The organism is Bacillus sp. HSf4 (assembly GCF_029537375.1).
Taxonomy (GTDB): domain Bacteria; phylum Bacillota; class Bacilli; order Bacillales; family Bacillaceae; genus Bacillus; species Bacillus sonorensis_A.
Genome location: NZ_CP120679.1, coordinates 3,243,026 through 3,262,500 on the forward strand (window position 1 = coordinate 3,243,026; position 19,475 = coordinate 3,262,500).

13 protein-coding genes and 20 tRNA genes (1 of these 33 cut by a window edge) are annotated in these 19,475 nt (G+C 48.0%); 2 read left to right on the forward strand and 31 right to left on the reverse strand.

The features are described 5' to 3' along the window. Positions 1-27: 27 nt before the first annotated feature. The 6 genes from menC to P3X63_RS16735 form a co-directional block, all read right to left on the reverse strand. Positions 28-1,137 (reverse strand): o-succinylbenzoate synthase, encoded by a 1,110-nt coding sequence (menC, locus tag P3X63_RS16710; protein ID WP_277691551.1) that lies wholly within the window; start codon positions 1,135-1,137, stop codon positions 28-30. Between the two features lie 12 nt (positions 1,138-1,149). Continuing rightward, entirely contained in the window at positions 1,150-2,586 is a 1,437-nt protein-coding gene (locus tag P3X63_RS16715; RefSeq protein WP_026588391.1) for an o-succinylbenzoate--CoA ligase, read from the reverse strand. Between the two features lie 81 nt (positions 2,587-2,667). After that, entirely contained in the window at positions 2,668-3,486 is an 819-nt protein-coding gene (menB, locus tag P3X63_RS16720) for a 1,4-dihydroxy-2-naphthoyl-CoA synthase (protein WP_026588392.1), read from the reverse strand. A 14-nt stretch (positions 3,487-3,500) separates the two neighbouring features. After that, positions 3,501-4,319: a 2-succinyl-6-hydroxy-2,4-cyclohexadiene-1-carboxylate synthase gene (gene menH / locus P3X63_RS16725; RefSeq protein ID WP_026588393.1), complete on the reverse strand. Its 819-nt coding sequence runs from the start codon at positions 4,317-4,319 to the stop codon at positions 3,501-3,503. Then, entirely contained in the window at positions 4,307-6,046 is a 1,740-nt protein-coding gene (gene menD, locus P3X63_RS16730; RefSeq protein WP_077736163.1) for a 2-succinyl-5-enolpyruvyl-6-hydroxy-3-cyclohexene-1-carboxylic-acid synthase, read from the reverse strand. The genes menH and menD overlap by 13 nt, the downstream gene beginning before the upstream one ends. Then, on the reverse strand, positions 6,043-7,467 hold the full coding sequence (locus P3X63_RS16735; protein ID WP_077736162.1) for an isochorismate synthase: 1,425 nt from the start codon (positions 7,465-7,467) through the stop codon (positions 6,043-6,045). Before P3X63_RS16735 ends, menD begins: the two co-directional genes overlap by 4 nt. 257 nt (positions 7,468-7,724) lie before the next feature. Between P3X63_RS16735 and P3X63_RS16740 the strand changes: the two genes are divergently transcribed. Both P3X63_RS16740 and P3X63_RS16745 read left to right on the forward strand, forming a co-directional pair. Then, positions 7,725-8,657, forward strand: a complete 933-nt coding sequence (locus P3X63_RS16740; RefSeq protein ID WP_026588396.1) for a 1,4-dihydroxy-2-naphthoate polyprenyltransferase — start codon at positions 7,725-7,727, stop codon at positions 8,655-8,657. 106 nt (positions 8,658-8,763) lie between these two features. Beyond that, positions 8,764-9,516 (forward strand): TraR/DksA C4-type zinc finger protein, encoded by a 753-nt coding sequence (locus P3X63_RS16745; RefSeq protein ID WP_077736161.1) that lies wholly within the window; start codon positions 8,764-8,766, stop codon positions 9,514-9,516. 31 nt (positions 9,517-9,547) lie between these two features. Here the strand turns inward: P3X63_RS16745 and P3X63_RS16750 are convergent, their stop codons facing one another. From P3X63_RS16750 to P3X63_RS16870, 25 genes are all read right to left on the reverse strand, one after another. After that, positions 9,548-11,947, reverse strand: a complete 2,400-nt coding sequence (locus tag P3X63_RS16750) for a glycogen/starch/alpha-glucan phosphorylase (RefSeq protein WP_077736160.1) — start codon at positions 11,945-11,947, stop codon at positions 9,548-9,550. Then, positions 11,908-13,389: a glycogen synthase GlgA gene (gene glgA, locus P3X63_RS16755; RefSeq protein WP_277691552.1), complete on the reverse strand. Its 1,482-nt coding sequence runs from the start codon at positions 13,387-13,389 to the stop codon at positions 11,908-11,910. Before glgA ends, P3X63_RS16750 begins: the two co-directional genes overlap by 40 nt. Further along, positions 13,386-14,414 (reverse strand): GlgC family sugar phosphate nucleotidyltransferase, encoded by a 1,029-nt coding sequence (locus P3X63_RS16760; RefSeq protein ID WP_277691553.1) that lies wholly within the window; start codon positions 14,412-14,414, stop codon positions 13,386-13,388. The genes glgA and P3X63_RS16760 overlap by 4 nt, the downstream gene beginning before the upstream one ends. A 36-nt stretch (positions 14,415-14,450) precedes the next feature. Further along, entirely contained in the window at positions 14,451-15,581 is a 1,131-nt protein-coding gene (locus tag P3X63_RS16765) for a glucose-1-phosphate adenylyltransferase (protein ID WP_481748559.1), read from the reverse strand. Then, positions 15,514-17,430: a 1,4-alpha-glucan branching enzyme gene (glgB, locus tag P3X63_RS16770; RefSeq protein ID WP_277692938.1), complete on the reverse strand. Its 1,917-nt coding sequence runs from the start codon at positions 17,428-17,430 to the stop codon at positions 15,514-15,516. The genes P3X63_RS16765 and glgB overlap by 68 nt, the downstream gene beginning before the upstream one ends. 196 nt (positions 17,431-17,626) lie before the next feature. Further along, a tRNA-Glu gene (locus P3X63_RS16775) sits at positions 17,627-17,698 on the reverse strand. 10 nt (positions 17,699-17,708) lie between these two features. After that, positions 17,709-17,799, reverse strand: a tRNA-Ser gene (locus tag P3X63_RS16780). Positions 17,800-17,802: 3 nt separating this feature from the next. After that, positions 17,803-17,877: transfer RNA gene (locus P3X63_RS16785), tRNA-Asn, on the reverse strand. 4 nt (positions 17,878-17,881) lie between these two features. Continuing rightward, a tRNA-Ile gene (locus P3X63_RS16790) sits at positions 17,882-17,958 on the reverse strand. A gap of 12 nt (positions 17,959-17,970) precedes the next feature. Continuing rightward, positions 17,971-18,044: transfer RNA gene (locus P3X63_RS16795), tRNA-Gly, on the reverse strand. A gap of 8 nt (positions 18,045-18,052) precedes the next feature. After that, positions 18,053-18,128, reverse strand: a tRNA-His gene (locus P3X63_RS16800). Positions 18,129-18,152: 24 nt separating this feature from the next. After that, positions 18,153-18,225 (reverse strand) — tRNA-Phe (locus tag P3X63_RS16805). Positions 18,226-18,233: 8 nt separating this feature from the next. Then, positions 18,234-18,310 (reverse strand) — tRNA-Asp (locus P3X63_RS16810). A gap of 22 nt (positions 18,311-18,332) precedes the next feature. Next, a tRNA-Met gene (locus tag P3X63_RS16815) sits at positions 18,333-18,409 on the reverse strand. A 15-nt stretch (positions 18,410-18,424) separates the two neighbouring features. After that, positions 18,425-18,517 (reverse strand) — tRNA-Ser (locus tag P3X63_RS16820). An 8-nt stretch (positions 18,518-18,525) separates the two neighbouring features. Further along, positions 18,526-18,602 (reverse strand) — tRNA-Ile (locus P3X63_RS16825). A 5-nt stretch (positions 18,603-18,607) separates the two neighbouring features. Beyond that, positions 18,608-18,681 (reverse strand) — tRNA-Met (locus P3X63_RS16830). Between the two features lie 30 nt (positions 18,682-18,711). Continuing rightward, positions 18,712-18,784: transfer RNA gene (locus P3X63_RS16835), tRNA-Ala, on the reverse strand. An 8-nt stretch (positions 18,785-18,792) separates the two neighbouring features. Beyond that, positions 18,793-18,866 (reverse strand) — tRNA-Pro (locus P3X63_RS16840). Positions 18,867-18,875: 9 nt separating this feature from the next. Beyond that, a tRNA-Arg gene (locus tag P3X63_RS16845) sits at positions 18,876-18,952 on the reverse strand. 47 nt (positions 18,953-18,999) lie between these two features. Continuing rightward, positions 19,000-19,071: transfer RNA gene (locus P3X63_RS16850), tRNA-Gly, on the reverse strand. Positions 19,072-19,087: 16 nt separating this feature from the next. After that, positions 19,088-19,171: transfer RNA gene (locus tag P3X63_RS16855), tRNA-Leu, on the reverse strand. Positions 19,172-19,178: 7 nt separating this feature from the next. After that, positions 19,179-19,254 (reverse strand) — tRNA-Lys (locus P3X63_RS16860). Positions 19,255-19,324: 70 nt separating this feature from the next. Then, positions 19,325-19,400 (reverse strand) — tRNA-Thr (locus P3X63_RS16865). Positions 19,401-19,414: 14 nt separating this feature from the next. Then, positions 19,415-19,475, reverse strand: a tRNA-Val gene (locus tag P3X63_RS16870) (it continues 15 nt past the right edge of the window).

Sequence of the window (19,475 nt, forward strand, 5' to 3'; positions counted from 1 at the left end):
GATCATTCAATGGCTAAAAACCGTTTTTTATCGCTTAAAGACATCCATTTTTGATGAATGTCTTCTCAAAACATTTTCATCCACCTCAAACCCCATTCCCGGTCGTTTCGGAACTTTTATCCAGCCGTTCTCAATCTCAATTTCCGGTTTGACAATATCCTCTTCCCAATACCGTGAAGATGAGGAAATATCACCGGGAATTAAAAATTGCGGAAGGGAGCTGAGCGCAATATTATGCGCCCTGGAAATACCTGTTTCAAACATGCCGCCGCACCAGACCGGCATATGATGCTCTTTGCAAAGATCGTGGATCTTCAGCGCTTCCGTCAGACCGCCGACCCGTGAAGGCTTGATATTGATGATTTTACAGCTGCCGAGTTCGATCGCCTTTCTCGCATCATCGGCAGACCTGATGCTTTCGTCAAGGCAAACCGAAGTTTTAATATGCTTTTGAAGATGGCGATGGTCGACGATATCATCATCTGCCAGCGGCTGTTCGATCATCATCAGTTTGAATTGATCAAGCTCCTTGATGCGGCTGATATCTTTCAGGTGATAGGACGAATTTGCGTCGGCCATCAGCGGAACTCTCGGAAAATGCTTGCGGATTTCTTTTAAAAGCTCTACATCCTGTCCGGGCTGAATTTTTAATTTTATTCTTTGATATCCTTCTTTTACATATTGGGCCATTTCCTGAAGCATATCCTCAAGTGGAGCAAGTCCGACGACAACACCGGCAGCCACTTCTGCTTTGACTCCGCCCAGGGCTTCACTTAAAGATACACCCTTTTTTTGGGCGTAAATGTCCCAACATGCTGCCTCAAGTCCCGCCTTTGCCATTCGGTTGCCTTTAAACCCCCTTAAGCTTTCGGGAACTTCTGAAGGATGTGAGAAGGATTCGCGCAGCACGACAGGGATAAAAAAACTTTTTAGCATGTGGTAGCAGGTCTCAGTCGTTTCTTCTGTATACCAGGGCGATGAGAAAGCGGAGACTTCGCCCCAGCCTGTCACACCGCTTTCGTCTTTAGCCTCTATAATGATGAATTTGCGCTCTTGAATGGTCTCCAAGCTTGATTTAAAAGGTTTTTTCAAGCGCATGCCGAGGTGGTACAATGTCAGCTGTCTGATTTGAATCATGGCGATCTCCTTCTACAATTTATGTCTCATCAATTTATTTGAAGCATTGCGCGGCAATCGGTCGATAAAATGAAAAGCCTTCGGCACTTTATATGAAGCGAGTCTCTCCTTGCAAAAACGGAGCAGTTCCTGTTCATCGACAGGCTCATTCACGACGAGGTAAGCGTGAGGAACTTTCCCCCATGTCTCGTCATCGGCTCCTCTGACCCCTGCTTCCAAAACGGAAGGATGTGCAAGAAGAACCGCTTCAACTTCGGCGGGGTAAATATTTTCCCCTCCTGAAATGATTAAGTCCGAACGTCTGTCGAGAACATATAAAAATCCGTCATCGTCAAGATACCCGATGTCGCCAGTTTTAAACCAGCCTTCCTTGAAAGATGCTTCATTTGCCGCTTCATTTTTTAAATAGCCTTTCATCACAGTCGGGCCTTTGACGATGATATCCCCGTGTTCCCCCGCCCGGCATTGTGCACCGTTTTTTTCGATTCTGATGCTTGAAGCAAACAACGGTTTTCCTGCTGAGCCAAGCTTCAAGATGCTGTATTCGGGAGCGAGCGTCGCGATTTGCGAACACGTTTCCGTCATTCCGTACGATTGAACGACAGGCATCTGTTTGCTTTTGCATTCTTCAAGCAAAGCAAACGGTGCAGGCCCTCCTCCCAGCAAAAGGCATCTCAGCGATTCCGGACAGCTTTCTACACAGGCTGCAAGGCGGGAAAGCATCGTCTGAACGACCGATATGATCGTCACCCGATGCTGGTTAATCGAATGCAGAACATCTTCTGCGGCAAATTTTTGATGAAGCACAACAGTCATTCCATAGATCACAGATTTAAATAAAGCCGATAATCCGCTGATGTGAAACAGCGGCAAAGCGATCAGCCAGCGGTCATTCTCCGAGAGTCCGAGATTCAAGGCTGATGAAACGGCGCTGAAATAATGGTTGGCGAATGTTTGCATCACACCTTTCGGCCGTCCTGTCGTACCCGATGTGTACATGATGGTGGCCGGATCGTCCAAACGAATCTCCGCTGCTGTTAAAAGGGGACCGGCCTGTATGCTTTGTAGTTCATCAATGTCAACTGTGCGGAAAGAAGCATTCTCCTTGTGCTCTTTTGCAAAAGGCTGTTCCGTAATCAAAAGCTTTGCCTCGGAATGTTCGAGCTGATACATTCTTTCCGCTTTTGACAGCTTCGTATTCAGCAAAACGATTCGGGTGCCGAGAAAAATACAGGCGTGAAGGGCGATGACCATTTCAATCCGGTTTGTCAGCAGCATCGCGGCTGTATCCCCTTTTCCGATTGAACAGCTTTTGAGCTGAGCAGCCATTTTTGCCGCTTCTTGATGCAATTCCATAAAGGTGAGCTGCCGGTTGCCCTGAATGACAGCCAGCCTGTCGGGTGAGAGTTCTGCGCGCTGTTTAAGCCAATTCGGCTGGTCCATTAGCATATCATCATCTCCAAGACGTATTTCTGGTGGATAAAAGAAAACAGCTCAGTCGCACTAAGCTGTTTCTTCAATGTTCTGTTTTTACGGAAAGCGCGGGAACTGCCCAAAGTCTGGACGGCGTTTTTCTTTAAACGCATCGCGGCCTTCTTTTGCTTCATCTGTTGTGTAGTAGAGGAGTGTGGCATCTCCGGCAAATTGCTGAATGCCCGCCAGTCCGTCGGTGTCTGCGTTGAACGCAGCTTTAAGAAATCTGAGTGCCGTCGGGCTTTTCTCAAGCATTTCTTCACACCATTTGATCGTTTCCTCTTCAAGCTTCTCAAGCGGAACAACCGTATTGACCAGACCCATTTCCTTTGCTTCCTGAGCATTGTATTGACGGCACAGATACCAGATTTCACGGGCTTTTTTATGGCCGACGATGCGCGCCAAATAGCCTGAACCGTATCCGGCGTCAAAGCTGCCTACTTTCGGGCCTGTTTGTCCGAAAATGGCGTTGTCCGCGGCAATTGTCAAGTCGCATACGATGTGAAGCACGTGGCCGCCGCCGATCGCATAGCCTGAGACCATCGCAACGACGGGCTTCGGTATCACACGGATCAAACGCTGCAGATCAAGCACGTTCAAACGCGGGATTTCGTCTTCTCCGACATAACCTCCATGGCCTCTGACCTTTTGGTCTCCGCCTGAACAGAACGCCTTATCTCCCGCACCGGCAAGGACGATCACACCGATGTCAGCATCATCCCTTGCATAAGCAAATGCATCGATCAGCTCTGAAACGGTCTTCGGTCGAAATGCGTTATGTACTTCAGGCCTGTTGATCGTGATTTTTGCAATACCGTTATATGTTTCATATAAAATATCTTCGTATTGACGTTCGCTTTTCCATTCTACAGTCATGGAACACGACCTCCTCATAAAATAAATTCACTTACCATTTTACCAAAAAAACCGGGCTCTTCCACATGAATCGCATGGCCTGCCCGCTCACAAACGATGAGGCGGCTGTTTGGGATGCGCCGCTCCATCTCCTGATTGATCGCGACAAACTTTTGATCAAGGCCGCCGGCGATGAGCAGAACCGGAAAATCGAGTTCGCCGAGCCTTTCCCACCAGGAAGGCTGTGCCCCGGTTCCCATGCCGATTAAGCTGCCGGCAATCCCGAGCGGATTGTTGTTCAGCCGCTCTATACGGATTTTGTTCCTTTTGGAAAAATCTAATGACCGCTGGGAAGCAAACAGCGGAATCCTTTCCCAGTATGTCACAAAAGACTCGATTCCTTCATCGATCACCCTCCGGCTGAGCCGGCCGTCCTGTTCCCTTCGTTTCTCTCTTTCAGACGCTGTCTGCAGTCCAGGCGAGCTGCTTTCCAATACCAAACCTGCGACGCGGTCGGGATGGATCATTGAAAAGGATAACGCAAGCCTTCCACCCATTGAATAGCCGATCAAAAAAACTTGCTTCAACCCCAGTCGATCAAAGATTTCCTCAAGATCAGCGACTTGCTTTTCCGTTGTGTAGCGGCTTGCCTCTCTAGGTGAATCGGTTTTGCCGTGCCCGAGCAAATCGATCTTGATGAGCCTGATGCCTCGCATATAATTGTCGATTTCATCCCATGTTTTCACACTGCCGGTAAAGCCGTGCAGAAAAACCGCTGTTTTTTCCTCAGGCAGGCCGCTGTCTTCTATTTCATAACAGACACCGTCATGTAATGTCAATTTCAAAACGGCCACTCTTCTTTCATTTGATCAAGAGCCGCATCCAGCATCCGGCGATGATGCGGCACGCGGTCATCACGCTTTGTTTTCACCTCAATAATGTCGAGCCCTGGGCGGTCGACGGCTGACAAGTAGGCGTCTTTAAAATGGGCGGGAGACTCGGGACAATGATAGCGTCCCCCATACAGCCTGGCGGCATGCTCAAATTCAAGTCCTGTCGGCGTTCCGAACAATTGCTCGAAATAGGTCTCTTCTGCAGACTGGGGCAGAAATGAGAAAATCCCTCCTCCGTCATTATTGACGAGGACGACAGTCAGCGGTATGCCGAGCGTTTTCGTGACCAAGAGGCCGTTCAAATCGTGATAAAAAGACAAATCTCCGATGATGAGTGTCACCGGCTCTTTTGTAGCGGCATATATGCCGAGTGCGGTCGATACCACTCCGTCGATTCCATTGGCCCCCCTGTTGGCAAAAATCGAAAAAGACCGGTCCTGGTTTTCGAAAAACGTATCAACATCGCGAATCGGCATGCTGTTGCCGACAAACAAAGAACTGTTTTCCGGAATGTAATGCTGAAGATGTCGGTAAACATTTCCTTCAAATGTAAGATCCTCAGCTTCAAGATTTCTTAAGTGATGGCGGAACCGTCTGTTGGCGAACTGCCATTGCTCAAGCCAGCCGCCCGGCCTTTCTTCGGAAACCGAAGCCTCTACAAAAGCGGCAAATTCCCGTTCCTCAGCCTGTACCATATGCGCGCCTTGCTGTGTCGGATCGCGCCAGCCGCCATCAGGATCAACGACAATTTGCACGATTTCGGGATTTTGCTTTAAAAGCTGAAACAGCGGCTTTGAAACCGGCATCGGCCCGAAGCGGATGACAAGCTTTGGCCTGAGAGTCCCTTTCATTCCTTCGTCTTTTAAAAGCGAGTCGTACGCATCGATGACCGTCTCCTTCGAATAGCTGCCGTTCCTTAAGTTTGAAAGCGGATCGGCCAAAATCGGATATCCCAAAGCCTTTGAAAGGGAAAGAATATGCGGGATGGCTTCGGCATGTGGAAGCTCTCCGCAAACAATCACGCCTTTTTCAGTCCCGCTGATGAATTCGCTTAGCGCTTTGAGCTCGTGTTGGTCAGCTGAGGCACGCCCGCTTACAGCAGATACGTGACGGCTGCCTTTCGCTCTTGTGAACGGTTCATCATCGAGATTCGGCATCAACGGCTCTCTCAAAGGAAAATTAATGTGCACCGGCCCAAACGGCGCTTTCACCGCTTCAGCGGCGGCGCGCCCTGCCAATGAACGAATATATGCCAGCATATCGGGATGGATATCAGGCAGAGCCGAGTCTGTGAAATATTTAACAAAGTTGCCGAATAAGAATTGCTGATCAATCGCTTGGGGCGCTCCTACTTCGCGCAGCTCATGCGGCCGATCAGCCGTTAAGACGATAAGCGGGACTCTTGCGTAATGAGCTTCAACAACCGCCGGGTAAAAATTCGCCGCTGCCGTCCCGGATGTGCAGATCAAAGCGACGGGTTTCCGTTTCGCCTTTGCCATTCCCAGAGCGAAAAACCCGGCTGACCGTTCATCAACATGAACATGGACGTTGATGTCCGGATGAGCGGCCGCCAAAATCGCGAGCGGTGTCGATCTTGACCCCGGACAGACGACCGCTTCTGTCACGCCTGCTAATGAAAGCTCATCGATAAAGTTTCCTATATATTTTGTAATCGGATTTTCAGTCAACGAATTTCGCCTCCAAGAGCAGACAGCATCGGCTTCAGTTTCATCTGCGTTTCTTCATATTCCAGTGCGGCATCGGAATCGGCGACAATCCCGCAGCCTGCAAAAAGCCTGGCTTCTTTCGATTCAATCAAACCTGATCGTATCGCAACCGCAAACTCACCATTGCCTCCCATATCAACCCATCCGGCTGGAGCGGCGTACCATCCCCGTGACATCGGTTCAATTTCCCTGATGACCTCAACCGCTTTTTGCTGCGGCGCTCCTCCGAGAGCCGGTGTGGGATGGAGCTGTCTGATCAGATCAAACAAGGATGCTTCCTCATTCATTTTGCCGACAACAGGCGTGTATAAGTGCTGTACATTTTTAGTTTTGTATAATCCGGGCTTGGCCGGTTTTTTGACATTGGTGCAGTTTGATAAAAATGCTTTGTAGATCATGTTAACGACAATGTCGTGTTCAATTAAATTTTTCTCATCATTCAACAGCTCAAGACCGATCCTTCGGTCTTCCTCTTCGCTTTCGCCTCTTCTGGTCGATCCCGCAAGGCAGGTGGACAGCACTTTGTCGGCCTCTTTTTTAATCAGCCGTTCAGGCGTCGCCCCGACAAAACTTTTGCCGTTTTCCTCAATGGCGAAAATATAGCTGGTTTGCTGTTCAGACATCAGATTGGTCAGAACTTGATCAAGCTGAACAGGCCGGTCAAATGTCAAGACAATGTCTCTTGCCAGTACGACCTTGTCATAATTTCCTTTTTTAATGTCCTCTGTCGCCTGATTTACCGCTCCGAGCCATTCTTGAAGGTGAAGCTCTTTCTTTCCTTTACACAAAGGCTGCCGTTTCTCAGCAACCTTAAGAACTTTTTGATTGAAGAGCTGTGAAACGGCGTTTTTGGCACAGTCAAGGACAGACTGGATATCTTCTTCTGGATATTTCCATTTATTAATAGTTAGGAATGTTTCCTCTCCGGTTTGCGTCAGCATGACGGAAGGGATAAAAAAAGCGCCTTCCCCGTAGCCGTTCCAATGTCGTTCCCGTTTTTCCAGGGGATCGAAAGAAAAACCGCCGAACAAAAGCGGTCCTACTGCCGTTTGATTTCGTCTTTCACCCTCATGGAAATGATACGATGTCTCTTTTAAGCGCTCCCATTTTTCATGAATATCCCGAAAGCGGCCGGCATCCTTTCGGTCGGTGGAAATCGTGATTTCTTTTCCCCAGCCGACAAGCGTCAAGCCTCCGTCGGGGTCAGACCACAAAAACCGTTTACCGGCATACTTCTCTTCTCCATTTTTAAAAAAGGAAAGGGCATTGATGTCTTCTATTTTACTGGAATAACTTATTAAAACAGCATGGTTGACTTTTTTGACTGCATTTATTGCTTCAGGCGCTTCCCGCAGGAACGTGCGCTGCACTGCTGTCACCATGATACATTCCTCCAACATGCGTAAAATGCTTTTATAACCATACACCTGTGTACGATGTGTGTCAACAAAACGACACTTTCTGAAACAGATGCCCTTACTATTATAAACGTTATCGTCCGTTTGAAAAAGACGAGGCGTTTTTTATTTTTTGCAGATGACCCGAACGCTTTTTTCAACCCATTATATTGACACCTTTTTTAACTTTTTCTAAACTTAGTATGGAAGTGTACGTATTAAAACTAAAGGAGTCAAACTTTATGCAGCATCAATCACTTTCAGGGAGTGTTTCTGAAATAAAGCCAGAAAAATGGCGCGTATGGTGGATGTTAACAAGACCGCATACACTGACAGCCGCGTTTGTCCCTGTCACACTCGGGACGGTGATGTCTCTAGAAGCAGGGCGGATTGATATATGGCTGTTTTTAGCTATGCTTTTCGCCTCCATATTAATTCAAATCGGAACGAATTTGTTTAATGAATATTTCGATTATGTCCGCGGGCTCGATAATGAAAAATCGGTCGGCATCGGGGGCGCCATCGTCCGCTACGGAATGAAGCCGAAAACGGTATTATATCTGGCCTACGGCCTTTTTCTGGCAGCCGTTTTGCTCGGGGTCTATATATGTGTTTCTTCAAGCTGGTGGCTGGCGCTCATCGGATTGATTTGCATGGCCGTCGGCTATCTTTATACAGGCGGTCCGCTGCCGATCTCATATACACCGTTCGGCGAAATCATGTCAGGCCTCTTTATGGGTATGGGCATCATCCTCATTTCCTACTATATCCAGACAGGCGGACTCACTTGGAGCGTGTTTCTGATTTCACTGCCGATTACGATTTTGGTCGGAGGAATCAACCTGTCCAACAATATTCGCGATTTGGTCGGTGATAAGGAAAACGGAAGAAAAACGCTGCCGATTTTGGCGGGAAGAAAAAATGCCGTACAGATTTTAAGCTGGGTATTCATTGTTTCTTATTTATTAATCGGACTGTACATCGTGTTCGGGATCATTTCGTTCTGGAGCTGTCTCGTTCTGTTAAGCCTGCCAAAGCCGATCAAAGCGATTAAGGAATTCAAGGTGAAAGAAAAACCGGCCGATTTGATGGTCGCCATGAAATCAACAGCGCAGACAAACACATTTTTTGGCCTTCTGCTGGCACTCGCCCTGGCCATTGAATATCTTTTCTAAAAAGAGCCTTTTATAGGCTTTTTTTTTTGCTTTTTTTACAATGAAAGTTCTGTTTAAATTCGCTCATACTAAAAAGGCAGCACTTTTTAGAAATGAGGCGATATACGTGCTAACCAAAGGACAATTGGAAAGATTGAAAAATGAACTTGAAGCCGGAAAAGAACAGATTATCACCCGGTTTAAAGACAGCGACCATTTTGGCATGGATGACGCATATCCTTACAATTCAACCGGAGAGCTGTCCGCTTACGACAATCACCCCGGTGATGAGGGAACAGAGCTGTATGAACGGGGAAAAGACCTGGCCCTTTATGAACATGAAAGGGAGCATTTGCACGATATCGAGCACGCGCTGGAACTGATCGAAAAAGGGGAATACGGCCGCTGTGAAGTGTGCGGAAAGGATATTCCTTATGAAAGGCTGAACGTGCTGCCTACGGCGACAACGTGCAGCGAACATTCCTCAACAGTCTCTGTCTCAAAAGACCGTCCGATTGAAGAAGAGGTGCTGAATCCTCCGTTCGGCCATTTTGAACTTGATGAAGAGGATGAAAATGTCGCATACGATTCAGAAGACGCCTATCAGGAGGTCGAACGTTACGGAAACTCCGATACTCCGCAGGATTTGGCTGTTCCGCCGCTGTCCTACGGCCAAATGTACATGGAATATGAAGAGCCTGTCGGAAATGTCGAAGATTATGAAAACTATGCCGCAACAGATATTACAGGAAAAGAAATCACCGTCTATCCGACAAAAGAACATGAACAGTATGAAGATCTCCTTGATGAAGAAGGGATCATGACCTCATTCGGAGACCTTCCTCCAGCGGAAAAAGAGCCGTATACAGAGGATGACTAAGCCCCGGATCTTTGGGGCTTAGCATTTTGCATTAGCGGTGATGCGGTTTAATGCCCCAAATCTCTCCGGCGTATTCCTTTATCGTGCGATCGCTTGAGAAATAGCCGGCATGGGCGATATTCGTCACGGCTTTTTCAGCCCAGAGCCTTTCTTTCCGGTAATCGCTCTGGATGTTTTCCTGCGCTTCAATATAGGAAGCAAAATCCTTTAAAACAAAATATTCATCATGATAAGCAAGCAGGGAATCGTAGATTTCTTCAAACTCGTCTCTCTCCCCTTCAAAAAATCCGTTGATGAGCTGATCAGCGGCCTGCCTGATTCTTGCATCGTGCTGATAGTATTCCCGCGGCCGGTATCCGCCCTTTTCACCGTAGCCGAGCACTTCATCCGCCTTTAAACCAAACGTATAAATACAATCAGAACCCACCCGTTCCAGTATTTCAATATTGGCGCCATCATGCGTGCCGATTGTCAGGGCCCCGTTAATCATGAATTTCATGTTCCCTGTTCCCGAAGCTTCTTTGCTTGCCGCTGAGATTTGTTCGCTGACGTCTGAGGCAGGAAAAATCCGCTCAGCTAATGAGACCCGGTAATTTTCTAAGAAGATGACCCTCAATGACTGTCTGACTTCAGGATCATGATTGACTTTATCGGCGACAGAATGAATCAGCTTAATGATCTTTTTGGCGTAATGATAAGCAGGCGACGCTTTCGCCCCGAAAATAAACGTTTGCGGGTATATGGAAAAGCTTGAATCATCCTTCAGCCTGTTGTAAAGATACATGATATGAAGCACATTCAAAAGCTGCCGTTTATAGGCATGCAGCCGCTTGACCTGAACATCGAAGATGCTGTCCGGATGAACGGCAAATCCCGTCGCATTTTTAATGAGTCTTGCGAGAATCTGTTTTCGTTCCCTTTTCACTTTTTGAAACGCCTCAATAAAAGCGGTGTCATGGGCAAACGGCAAAAGATTATGCAGGCTTTCAGGATGTTTGATCCACCGGTCTCCTATCGCTTCGGTTATGAGATCCGACAGCTGCGGATTTGCTTTTAAAAGCCACCTTCTGTGTGAAATGCCATTTGTTTTATTGTTGAATTTATATGGAAAAACATGATAAAAACCGTTCATCTCACGCTCTTTTAAGATCGCGGTATGAATGTTGGCCACACCGTTTACACTATAGCTTCCGACAATCGCGAGATGCGCCATTTTCACTTCTCCGTGGGCGATAATGGCCAGCTTTTCGATCCGCTCCCAGTCTCCCGGGTATTTTTCCCAAAGCCAGCTGCAAAAGCGTTCATTGATCTCCTCAATGATCATAAAAATCCTCGGGAGAAGCGGTTTAAATAAATCAATCCGCCACTTTTCAAGCGCCTCGGCCAGCGTCGTATGGTTCGTATATGAAATCGTATGTACCGTTACATGCCAAGCTTCTTCCCAGGTCATGCGTTCTTCATCCAGCAAAATTCTCATCAGCTCCGGTACAGCTAAAGCGGGGTGTGTGTCATTAATGTGGATCGAGACTTTTTTGTGGAGGCCGCATAGCGACCGATGGTTTTTTTTATAGCTTTTCACAATGCTTTGCAGACTGGCAGACACTAAAAAATACTGCTGTTTCAGCCGGAGCATTTTTCCCTCATCATGTGTGTCATCCGGATATAAACATTCCGTTATGGCTTCTGTTTCCCGCTTGTACTTCAAGATGTTTGTTTCCTGATGAAGAGTGCAAGGCTCGGCGTTCCACAGCCTGAGCGTGTTGACCGTCTTTGTCTCATAGCCGATGACGGGAATATCATGGGGCACGGCGGTTATCACTTTAGCATTTTCATTCCAAAAACGCAGACGGCCGCCTTCCTCTGTCATCTTGACCTCACCGCCGAAATAAACGCAGACCGCTTGATCGGCATTGCGGATTTCCCAGACATACCCGTGCTTTAGCCACTGCTCCGGAAGCTCGACCTGATGACCGTCAACGATTTTTTGTTCAAAGAAGCCGTGCTTGTAGCGAATGCCCATTCCGTGCCCGGGAAGGTCCAGCGATGCCAGCGAATCCAGAAAGCAGGCCGCAAGACGGCCCAAACCTCCGTTACCGAGCCCCGCGTCCATTTCGGTCTCTTCGATCTCATCAAGGGAAATGCCCAGATCGGAAAGCCCTCTTTCAACAACACCGCGGACGCCGAGGTTAAGCAGATTTTGGCCGAGCAGACGGCCCAGCAGAAATTCAATCGATAAGTAGTATGTTTGCTTGTTTTGATTGGTACGGCTCTTTTCATTCGTCCCGATCCAATCAGAACTGATGTATTCCCTGACCATCATGCTCAGCGTCTGGTACTGATCGAGCTTTGACGAATCGCGGAAGCTTTTCCCGCACAACCTTTCAACCCGCTTTAAAAAGCATTGTTTAAAGCTGTCTTTGCACGTGAACATGACGCATCCCCCTTTATCACCCGGTCGAATATCCGCTGATACCGCCGGGCTGATTCGGCCCAGCTCACATCCTGGGTCATCCCTTTTTGAACGATACCGTTCCACACGCCTTTTTGCCGATAAAAGAAAAGCGCCCGTTTGATCGTGTGCTTCATATCATGTGCATTAAAATGGGCAAACGTAAACCCGTTTCCTTCTCCGGTTTTCTCCTGGAAGGCCGAAACGGTGTCATTAAGGCCGCCTGTTTCCCTGACGATCGGAACCGCTCCATATTTGAGGGCGATCAGCTGCCCCAGTCCGCAAGGTTCGAATTTCGAAGGCATTAAAAACAGATCGCTCCCGGCATAAATCTTGCGGCTCCGCTGTTCGCTGAAGCCGATGTGCGCCCTGCACTGCTCCGGATAAGCATACTCCATATAACGGAAATAGTTTTCAAATTCCGTTTCTCCCGATCCTAAAACGATCAGCTGCATCTCTTCCTCTTCAAACAGTTCATGCAAAACCCTTTTGATCAAATCAATGCCTTTTTGCTTCGTGAGCCTTGTGACCATGCCGACAACCGGAATGTCCTCCCTTTCAGGGAGACCCATCATCTGCTGTAACACGGCTTTGTTTTTCCGTTTACCTGCGCGATTTTCCGCGTCATAATGATAATCGATGTCCGGATCGTACAATGGATCATAAACGGATTCATCAATTCCATTTAAAATGCCTGTGAGGACATGCCGCCTTTCGGAGAGGACGCCTTCAAGCCGCTCGCCGTAATAAGGTGTGAGGATTTCATCGCGATATGTCGGACTGACCGTTGTCACTTGATCCGCCGCAATAATCCCCCCTTTCATGTAATTGACATTCCCATAAAACTCAAGCGTTTCTGGGGTAAAATGGGGAAAATCAAGGCCGAGCAGATCGCTGACGGCCTCCTTCGGAAAAATTCCTTGAAATTGGAGATTATGAATTGTAAAAACGGTTTTCATGTTTTGATAAAAAGGCCTTTTTCCGTAGTCTTCTTTTAATAAATAATTGATCATGGCCGCATGCCAATCATGGGTATGAATTACATCAACAGCCATATCAAGCGTGTACAAAGCTTCTAAAACGGCTCGCGAAAAAAAGGCGAACCGCTCCCCGTCATCATCATGACCGTAAAGTGTATCCCGCTTAAAGTAATATTCATTGTCTATAAAATAATAAGACACGCCGTCATGCTCCAAAACTTCGATGCCGCAATACTGCCTGCGCCAGCCGACGGAAACCTCGCACTCGGCGATTTTGGCCATCCTTTTTCTGAAGCCTTCGGCAATCAAACTGTATTTGGGCATGATCACGGCCGTCTCAATCCCTAAAAGGGAAAGCTCCTTCGGCAGCGCTCCGGCTACATCGGCGAGCCCCCCGGATTTCACAAACGGCGCACACTTTGACACAGCGGATATGATCTTCAAGAGTTCATCAGCGCTCCTTGCACAGCTCCTTTTTTCAAAACGAACGGAAGGTCCAAAGTCCCCGACATTTCGATACGCTGGCCGATTTTGACGTCTTTGTCACAGATGACATTTTCTAAGCGGCAACCTTCGCCAATCTGTGTTTTTTGCATAATGATGCTGTTTTTAATTTTTGTTCCTTTGCCGACATAAACCCCCCGGAACAGGATGGAATTCTCGACTTCCCCTTCAATAACACAGCCGTCTGCAATGATCGATTGCTTCACACTGCCGGTTTTCGAATACTTCACTGGAGGTTCATTTTTCATTTTTGTAAAAACGGGGCGATCCATATGAAAAACCTGCCGCCAACACGCGGGATCAATCAGTTTCAGGCTGTGCAACAAATAGTTGTCCGGCGTATCGATAACAGCGGTATATCCCGAATGCTCATACCGGCTGACTGAAAGTGATTCCCGCTCTTTATTGACAGCTTCTGCAAACGAGTTCAGCCCTGTTTCCCGATGGCCCTCAATCAATTCTTTCAATCGTTTTTTGGCGATGACATACATATCAAGAGGCTTTCCCTCCTGGCAAATTTCAGTCAGATCACAGCCGGATTCCAGATGCCTTTTCAATACATGTTCAAAAGGAATTTGACAGACTGTATAGCTGTTTGTGATGACGGCAAATTGCTGGCTGCTTCTTTCTAAATAATCGAGATGCTCGAAAAACATCGGAAACGAGCCAAGCCCGGCCTTATCGTCATGGGGAAGTGAAGAAGGCAGAAAAAACAAACCGTCTTTTTTTCGGTGCAGATCCCACTCTTTCCCAGATCCCAAATGATCCATCAACGAACGGTACGGAGGCTTTGAAAATACCGCAACACTCCGAATTCCGGAATTGACCATGGATGAAAGGATAAAATCGATCAGCCGGTATCTCCCGGCAAACGGGACGGCTCCGATGGAACGGCAGGCCGTTAAATCCTGAAGAGACTGCTGGTTAAAAGCGGTGTCAATCATTCCCAGTATTTGTTTATTCATTGGCATCATCCGCCTCTCCCAGTTGATTAGACAACTTTATGATTTTCTATATAGTCCTCGGTGATAAGCCAGAACCCCGCCACTTTTACAGCTTGCGCGAAAACCGTCAGGAATCCTCACCCCTGCCGGAACAATCGCATTTTTTATTTCAACATGGTCTCCGATTTCCGCGTCATGCATAATGACCGAATGTTCCACTTTGGAATGCCGGCCGATCTTGACCCCTTGAAAAATAACCGAGCGGCGGACTGCTCCATAAACGGCGCAGCCTTCACTGATGAGCGATTCTTTGACATCCGCCTGATCGGCGATAAACTGGGGCGGAAGGTTGGGCGCAACCGAGTAAATGCGCCAGTTCCGTTCAAACAAATCGAGCGCAGGATTGTCTCCAAGCAGATCCATGTTGGCCTGCCACAAACTCTCGACCGTCCCGACATCCTTCCAGTAGCCTTGAAACGGATAAGCGCTCAGCTTCTTTTCTTCCTGAAGCAGGGCGGGAATGATATCCTTGCCGAAATCATGGCTTGAATCAGGATTGATCTCATCTTTTTCCAACGCTTCTTCAAGCACACTCCATTTAAAAATATAGACGCCCATCGAAGCCAAATTGCTTTTCGGATATTTCGGCTTTTCCTCAAAAGATGTGATATCCAGCCGGTCGTTTGTGTGAAGAATGCCGAAACGTCCGGCCTCAGCCCAATTGACCTCAATGACAGCAATGCTGGCATCCGCCTCTTTTTCAATATGGTACTCAAGCATCTTTCCGTAATCCATTTTGTAGATGTGATCCCCGGATAAGATCAATACATGGTCAGGCTGGCGCTCTTTTAAAAAGTGGCGGTTTTCGTATATGGCGCTCGCCGTCCCTTTATACCACTTGACTTCAGATGCTTCGGCATAAGGGGATAAAATGGCGACTCCGCCGTTATTCCGGTTCAGATCCCATGTTTCGCCTATACCGATATATGAGTTCAATAAAAGCGGCTGATATTGAGTCAGGACACCGACATGATGAATGCCGGAATTTGCACAGTTGCTGAGGGCAAAATCGATGATTCTGTATTTCCCGCCAAATGGAACGGCAGGTTTTGCCACATGCTTAGTCAAATCGCTCAGCCTGCTTCCTTTGCCGCCCGCCAAAAGCATGGCCACACACCGTTCTTTCATCTCTTTTTCCCCCTCTCTTTTTGACCGCCCTGAGAATCGAGATCCCAAGCGGAGGGACAGTCATGCTGATACAGTATGGCTTGCCGTGCAGGCCGTTTTTTTGTGCCTGAAGAGCCCTTCTGTTGATTTGATGTGAACCGCCGTAGGCTTGATGATCACTGTTTAAAATTTCAACGTACTCCGTTTGAAAAGGGACGCCGATCCGATATCCGTGGTAGGCGGCGGGTGTAAAATTGCAAACGGCAATCAGCGCTTCATTCGGCTTTTTTCCGTAGCGGATAAAAGAGACCACCGATTGTTCGGCATTATGGACATCAATCCATTCAAAACCTTCCGGACGATGATCATTTTCATAAAGAACCCTGCTTTTTTTATAGATGTGAAAAGCATCTTTGGCGAAGTTCCTCGCCTTTTGATGCATGTCAAAGCCGTCTAAAAACCAATCAAGCTGTCCATCATCCTTCCATTCATCAAATTGGGCGAACTCACCGCCCATAAAGAGAAGCTTTTTTCCGGGGTGGGCAATGAAAAATCCGATCAGCAGGCGGTATTGAGCGAACTTTTGCCAATAATCGCCCGGCATTTTATGAAGCAAAGACCTTTTACCGTAAACCACTTCATCATGGGAAAACGGCAGGATGTAATTTTCAGAGTAGGCGTACATTAAGGAGAAAGAAACAAGATGATGCAGATGCTTTCTTTGTTCTGGAGAAGCTTCCATATAGGTTAAAATGTCATTCATCCAACCCATATTCCACTTATAGTTGAATCCGAGACCGCCTTCATATGTCGGATGCGTTACCTTCGGCCAGTCTGTGGAATCCTCAGCCATCATCAAAAAGTGCGGATCTTTGGCAAAAACCTGTTCATTCAAGGTTTGGATCAATTCGATCGCATAGCGGTTGGCTTCAGGCTGAGGGCGGTTTGGCCAATATAGGAGGTTTGCAACAGCATCGACTCGAAAACCATCTATATGATACATCTCGATCCAATACAACGCATTGGATATTAAAAAACTGTGAACTTCCCGCTTTCCGAGGTCAAAATTCGCGGTCCCCCATTCCCGGTTTTCCCTGTCATGCTCATGGATATATTCATATAGAGGCAGACCGTCGAATAAATACAAGCCGTGCTCATCCTTGCAGAAATGGCCGGGGACCCAATCGAGAATGACGCCGATGTCATGCTGATGGGCTTGATCGATAAAATACATGAGATCATGCGGTTTTCCATATCTGCTCGTCGGACTGTAATATCCCGTTGTCTGATAACCCCATGAACGGTCCAAAGGGTGTTCCGTCAGCGGCATCAGCTCAATATGCGTAAATCCATGCTCTTTCACATAAGGGATGATCATGTCGCTCATTTCCCGATACGTAAAAAAGCTCCCATCGGCTTTCTTTTTCCACGAACCAAAGTGAAGTTCATAGATGGAAACCGGTTTTTCATAAACTGGTTTCCGCCTTTTCTTCTTCCGCCATTGATGATCATTCCATGCGAACTCCGGAAATCGGTAAGTAACAGATGCGGTCTTCGGTCTGACTTCAGAAAGAAATGCGTAAGGATCGCATTTCAGCTTTGATTCATTTGCCGCCGTGATGATTTCATATTTGTAAAGCTCCCCTTCTTCAAGCCCGGGTATAAACAATTCCCATACTCCTTGCCGGTTCACCCTTTCCATTCGATGCGCCAAACCGACCCAGTCGTTAAACGTCCCCACGATTCGGACTTCTTTGGCATGAGGAGCCCAAACGCAGAACCTGAAGCCCTTTTGGCCGTCCTGCTCTGCCTGATGAGCGCCAAACAGCCTGTAGCCTTCGAAAAGACGGCCTTCATGAAACAGGTGCATTTCAAATTCTGCGGCGCTCACACGCGTCACTCCTTTCTGCCACTATATTTAAAGATTACTCATTTATTCGCAGAAAATGGCTGTTTCCCTTTTGTGAAAGCGCTTCTTTTTATTGACAAAATTCAACAATGACTTCGAATTGCAGCACATATTAAAAACCCCTGCATCAAAAAGATGCAGGGGTTTCAAGTGATGATGACCCGTACGGGATTCGAACCCGTGTTACCGCCGTGAAAGGGCGGTGTCTTAACCACTTGACCAACGGGCCTTATTGAAAATGGCGGAGAAGGAGGGATTTGAACCCTCGCGCCGCTTACGCGACCTACACCCTTAGCAGGGGCGCCTCTTCAGCCACTTGAGTACTTCTCCAGATGGCTCCACAGGCAGGATTCGAACCTGCGACCGATCGGTTAACAGCCGATAGCTCTACCACTGAGCTACTGTGGAATCATGGTGGGCCTGAATGGACTCGAACCATCGACCTCACGCTTATCAGGCGTGCGCTCTAACCAGCTGAGCTACAGGCCCATGATATGCAAATGGAGCGGGTGATGGGAATCGAACCCACGACATCAGCTTGGAAGGCTGAGGTTTTACCACTAAACTACACCCGCATTTCGCATGGGGCGGTTGATGGGAATCGAACCCACGAATGCCAGAGCCACAATCTGGTGCGTTAACCACTTCGCCACAACCGCCGCAATATATAATTGTTAACAAGGTGGCTCGGGACGGAATCGAACCGCCGACACACGGATTTTCAGTCCGTTGCTCTACCAACTGAGCTACCGAGCCTTGATAAATGGCGGTCCGGACGGGACTCGAACCCGCGACCTCCTGCGTGACAGGCAGGCATTCTAACCAACTGAACTACCGGACCATTTTGGCAATGAATTTAAATTTGGTTGCGGGGGCAGGATTTGAACCTGCGACCTTCGGGTTATGAGCCCGACGAGCTACCGAACTGCTCCACCCCGCGGCGATAAAATATGTATGGCGGAGGAAGAGGGATTCGAACCCCCGCGGGCTTTGACACCCCTGTCGGTTTTCAAGACCGATCCCTTCAGCCAGACTTGGGTATTCCTCCGTAATAAATGGTGGACCTTGTAGGACTCGAACCTACGACCGGACGGTTATGAGCCGTCTGCTCTAACCAACTGAGCTAAAGGTCCTTTAATAGCGGCGGAGGGGATCGAACCCCCGACCTCACGGGTATGAACCGTACGCTCTAGCCAGCTGAGCTACGCCGCCATGATCAATATGAATATAGAGATAACAAAGTGGAGCCTAGCGGGATCGAACCGCTGACCTCCTGCGTGCAAAGCAGGCGCTCTCCCAGCTGAGCTAAGGCCCCAAAAAGAATCGGGAAGACAGGATTCGAACCTGCGACCCCATGGTCCCAAACCATGTGCTCTACCAAGCTGAGCTACTTCCCGTTGTTATAATGGCGCGCCCGAGAGGAGTCGAACCCCTAACCTTTTGATCCGTAGTCAAACGCTCTATCCAATTGAGCTACGGGCGCATATCCTGTGTGTCTGCCAATTCCACCAACCTGGATCGGATGGTTGAAGCGGAAGACGGGATTCGAACCCGCGACCCCCACCTTGGCAAGGTGGTGTTCTACCACTGAACTACTTCCGCATAATATAATTGGCGATGCGGATGAAGGGACTCGAACCCCCACGTCTGTAAAGACACTAGAGCCTGATTCTAGCGCGTCTGCCAATTCCGCCACATCCGCATAAAAATGGTGAGCCATGAAGGACTCGAACCTTCGACCCTCTGATTAAAAGTCAGATGCTCTACCAACTGAGCTAATGGCTCTAAGACATTCTTAGATAAAAGCCGTTGATTTTCTTCTTTTCAGCAACTTTTATATTATATCATAAATTGATGGTGCCGGCAAGAGGACTTGAACCCCCAACCTACTGATTACGATTCAGTTGCTCTACCAATTGAGCTACACCGGCCCATTCAATATGAATGGTGGAGGATGACGGGCTCGAACCGCCGACCCTCTGCTTGTAAGGCAGATGCTCTCCCAG

What these genes read in the sequence shown, in the direction of transcription:
- P3X63_RS16735 (WP_077736162.1), bottom strand. Translation starts at nt 7,467, where the DNA reads ATGGTGACAGCAGTGCAGCGCACGTTCCTGCGGGAAGCGCCTGAAGCA.
- P3X63_RS16715 (WP_026588391.1), bottom strand. Translation starts at nt 2,586, where the DNA reads ATGCTAATGGACCAGCCGAATTGGCTTAAACAGCGCGCAGAACTCTCA.
- glgB (WP_277692938.1), bottom strand. Translation starts at nt 17,430, where the DNA reads ATGCACCTGTTTCATGAAGGCCGTCTTTTCGAAGGCTACAGGCTGTTT.
- P3X63_RS16750 (WP_077736160.1), bottom strand. Translation starts at nt 11,947, where the DNA reads ATGTTCACGTGCAAAGACAGCTTTAAACAATGCTTTTTAAAGCGGGTT.
- P3X63_RS16740 (WP_026588396.1), top strand. Translation starts at nt 7,725, where the DNA reads ATGCAGCATCAATCACTTTCAGGGAGTGTTTCTGAAATAAAGCCAGAA.
- menC (WP_277691551.1), bottom strand. Translation starts at nt 1,137, where the DNA reads ATGATTCAAATCAGACAGCTGACATTGTACCACCTCGGCATGCGCTTG.
- P3X63_RS16760 (WP_277691553.1), bottom strand. Translation starts at nt 14,414, where the DNA reads ATGAATAAACAAATACTGGGAATGATTGACACCGCTTTTAACCAGCAG.
- P3X63_RS16765 (WP_481748559.1), bottom strand. Translation starts at nt 15,581, where the DNA reads ATGAAAGAACGGTGTGTGGCCATGCTTTTGGCGGGCGGCAAAGGAAGC.
- menB (WP_026588392.1), bottom strand. Translation starts at nt 3,486, where the DNA reads ATGACTGTAGAATGGAAAAGCGAACGTCAATACGAAGATATTTTATAT.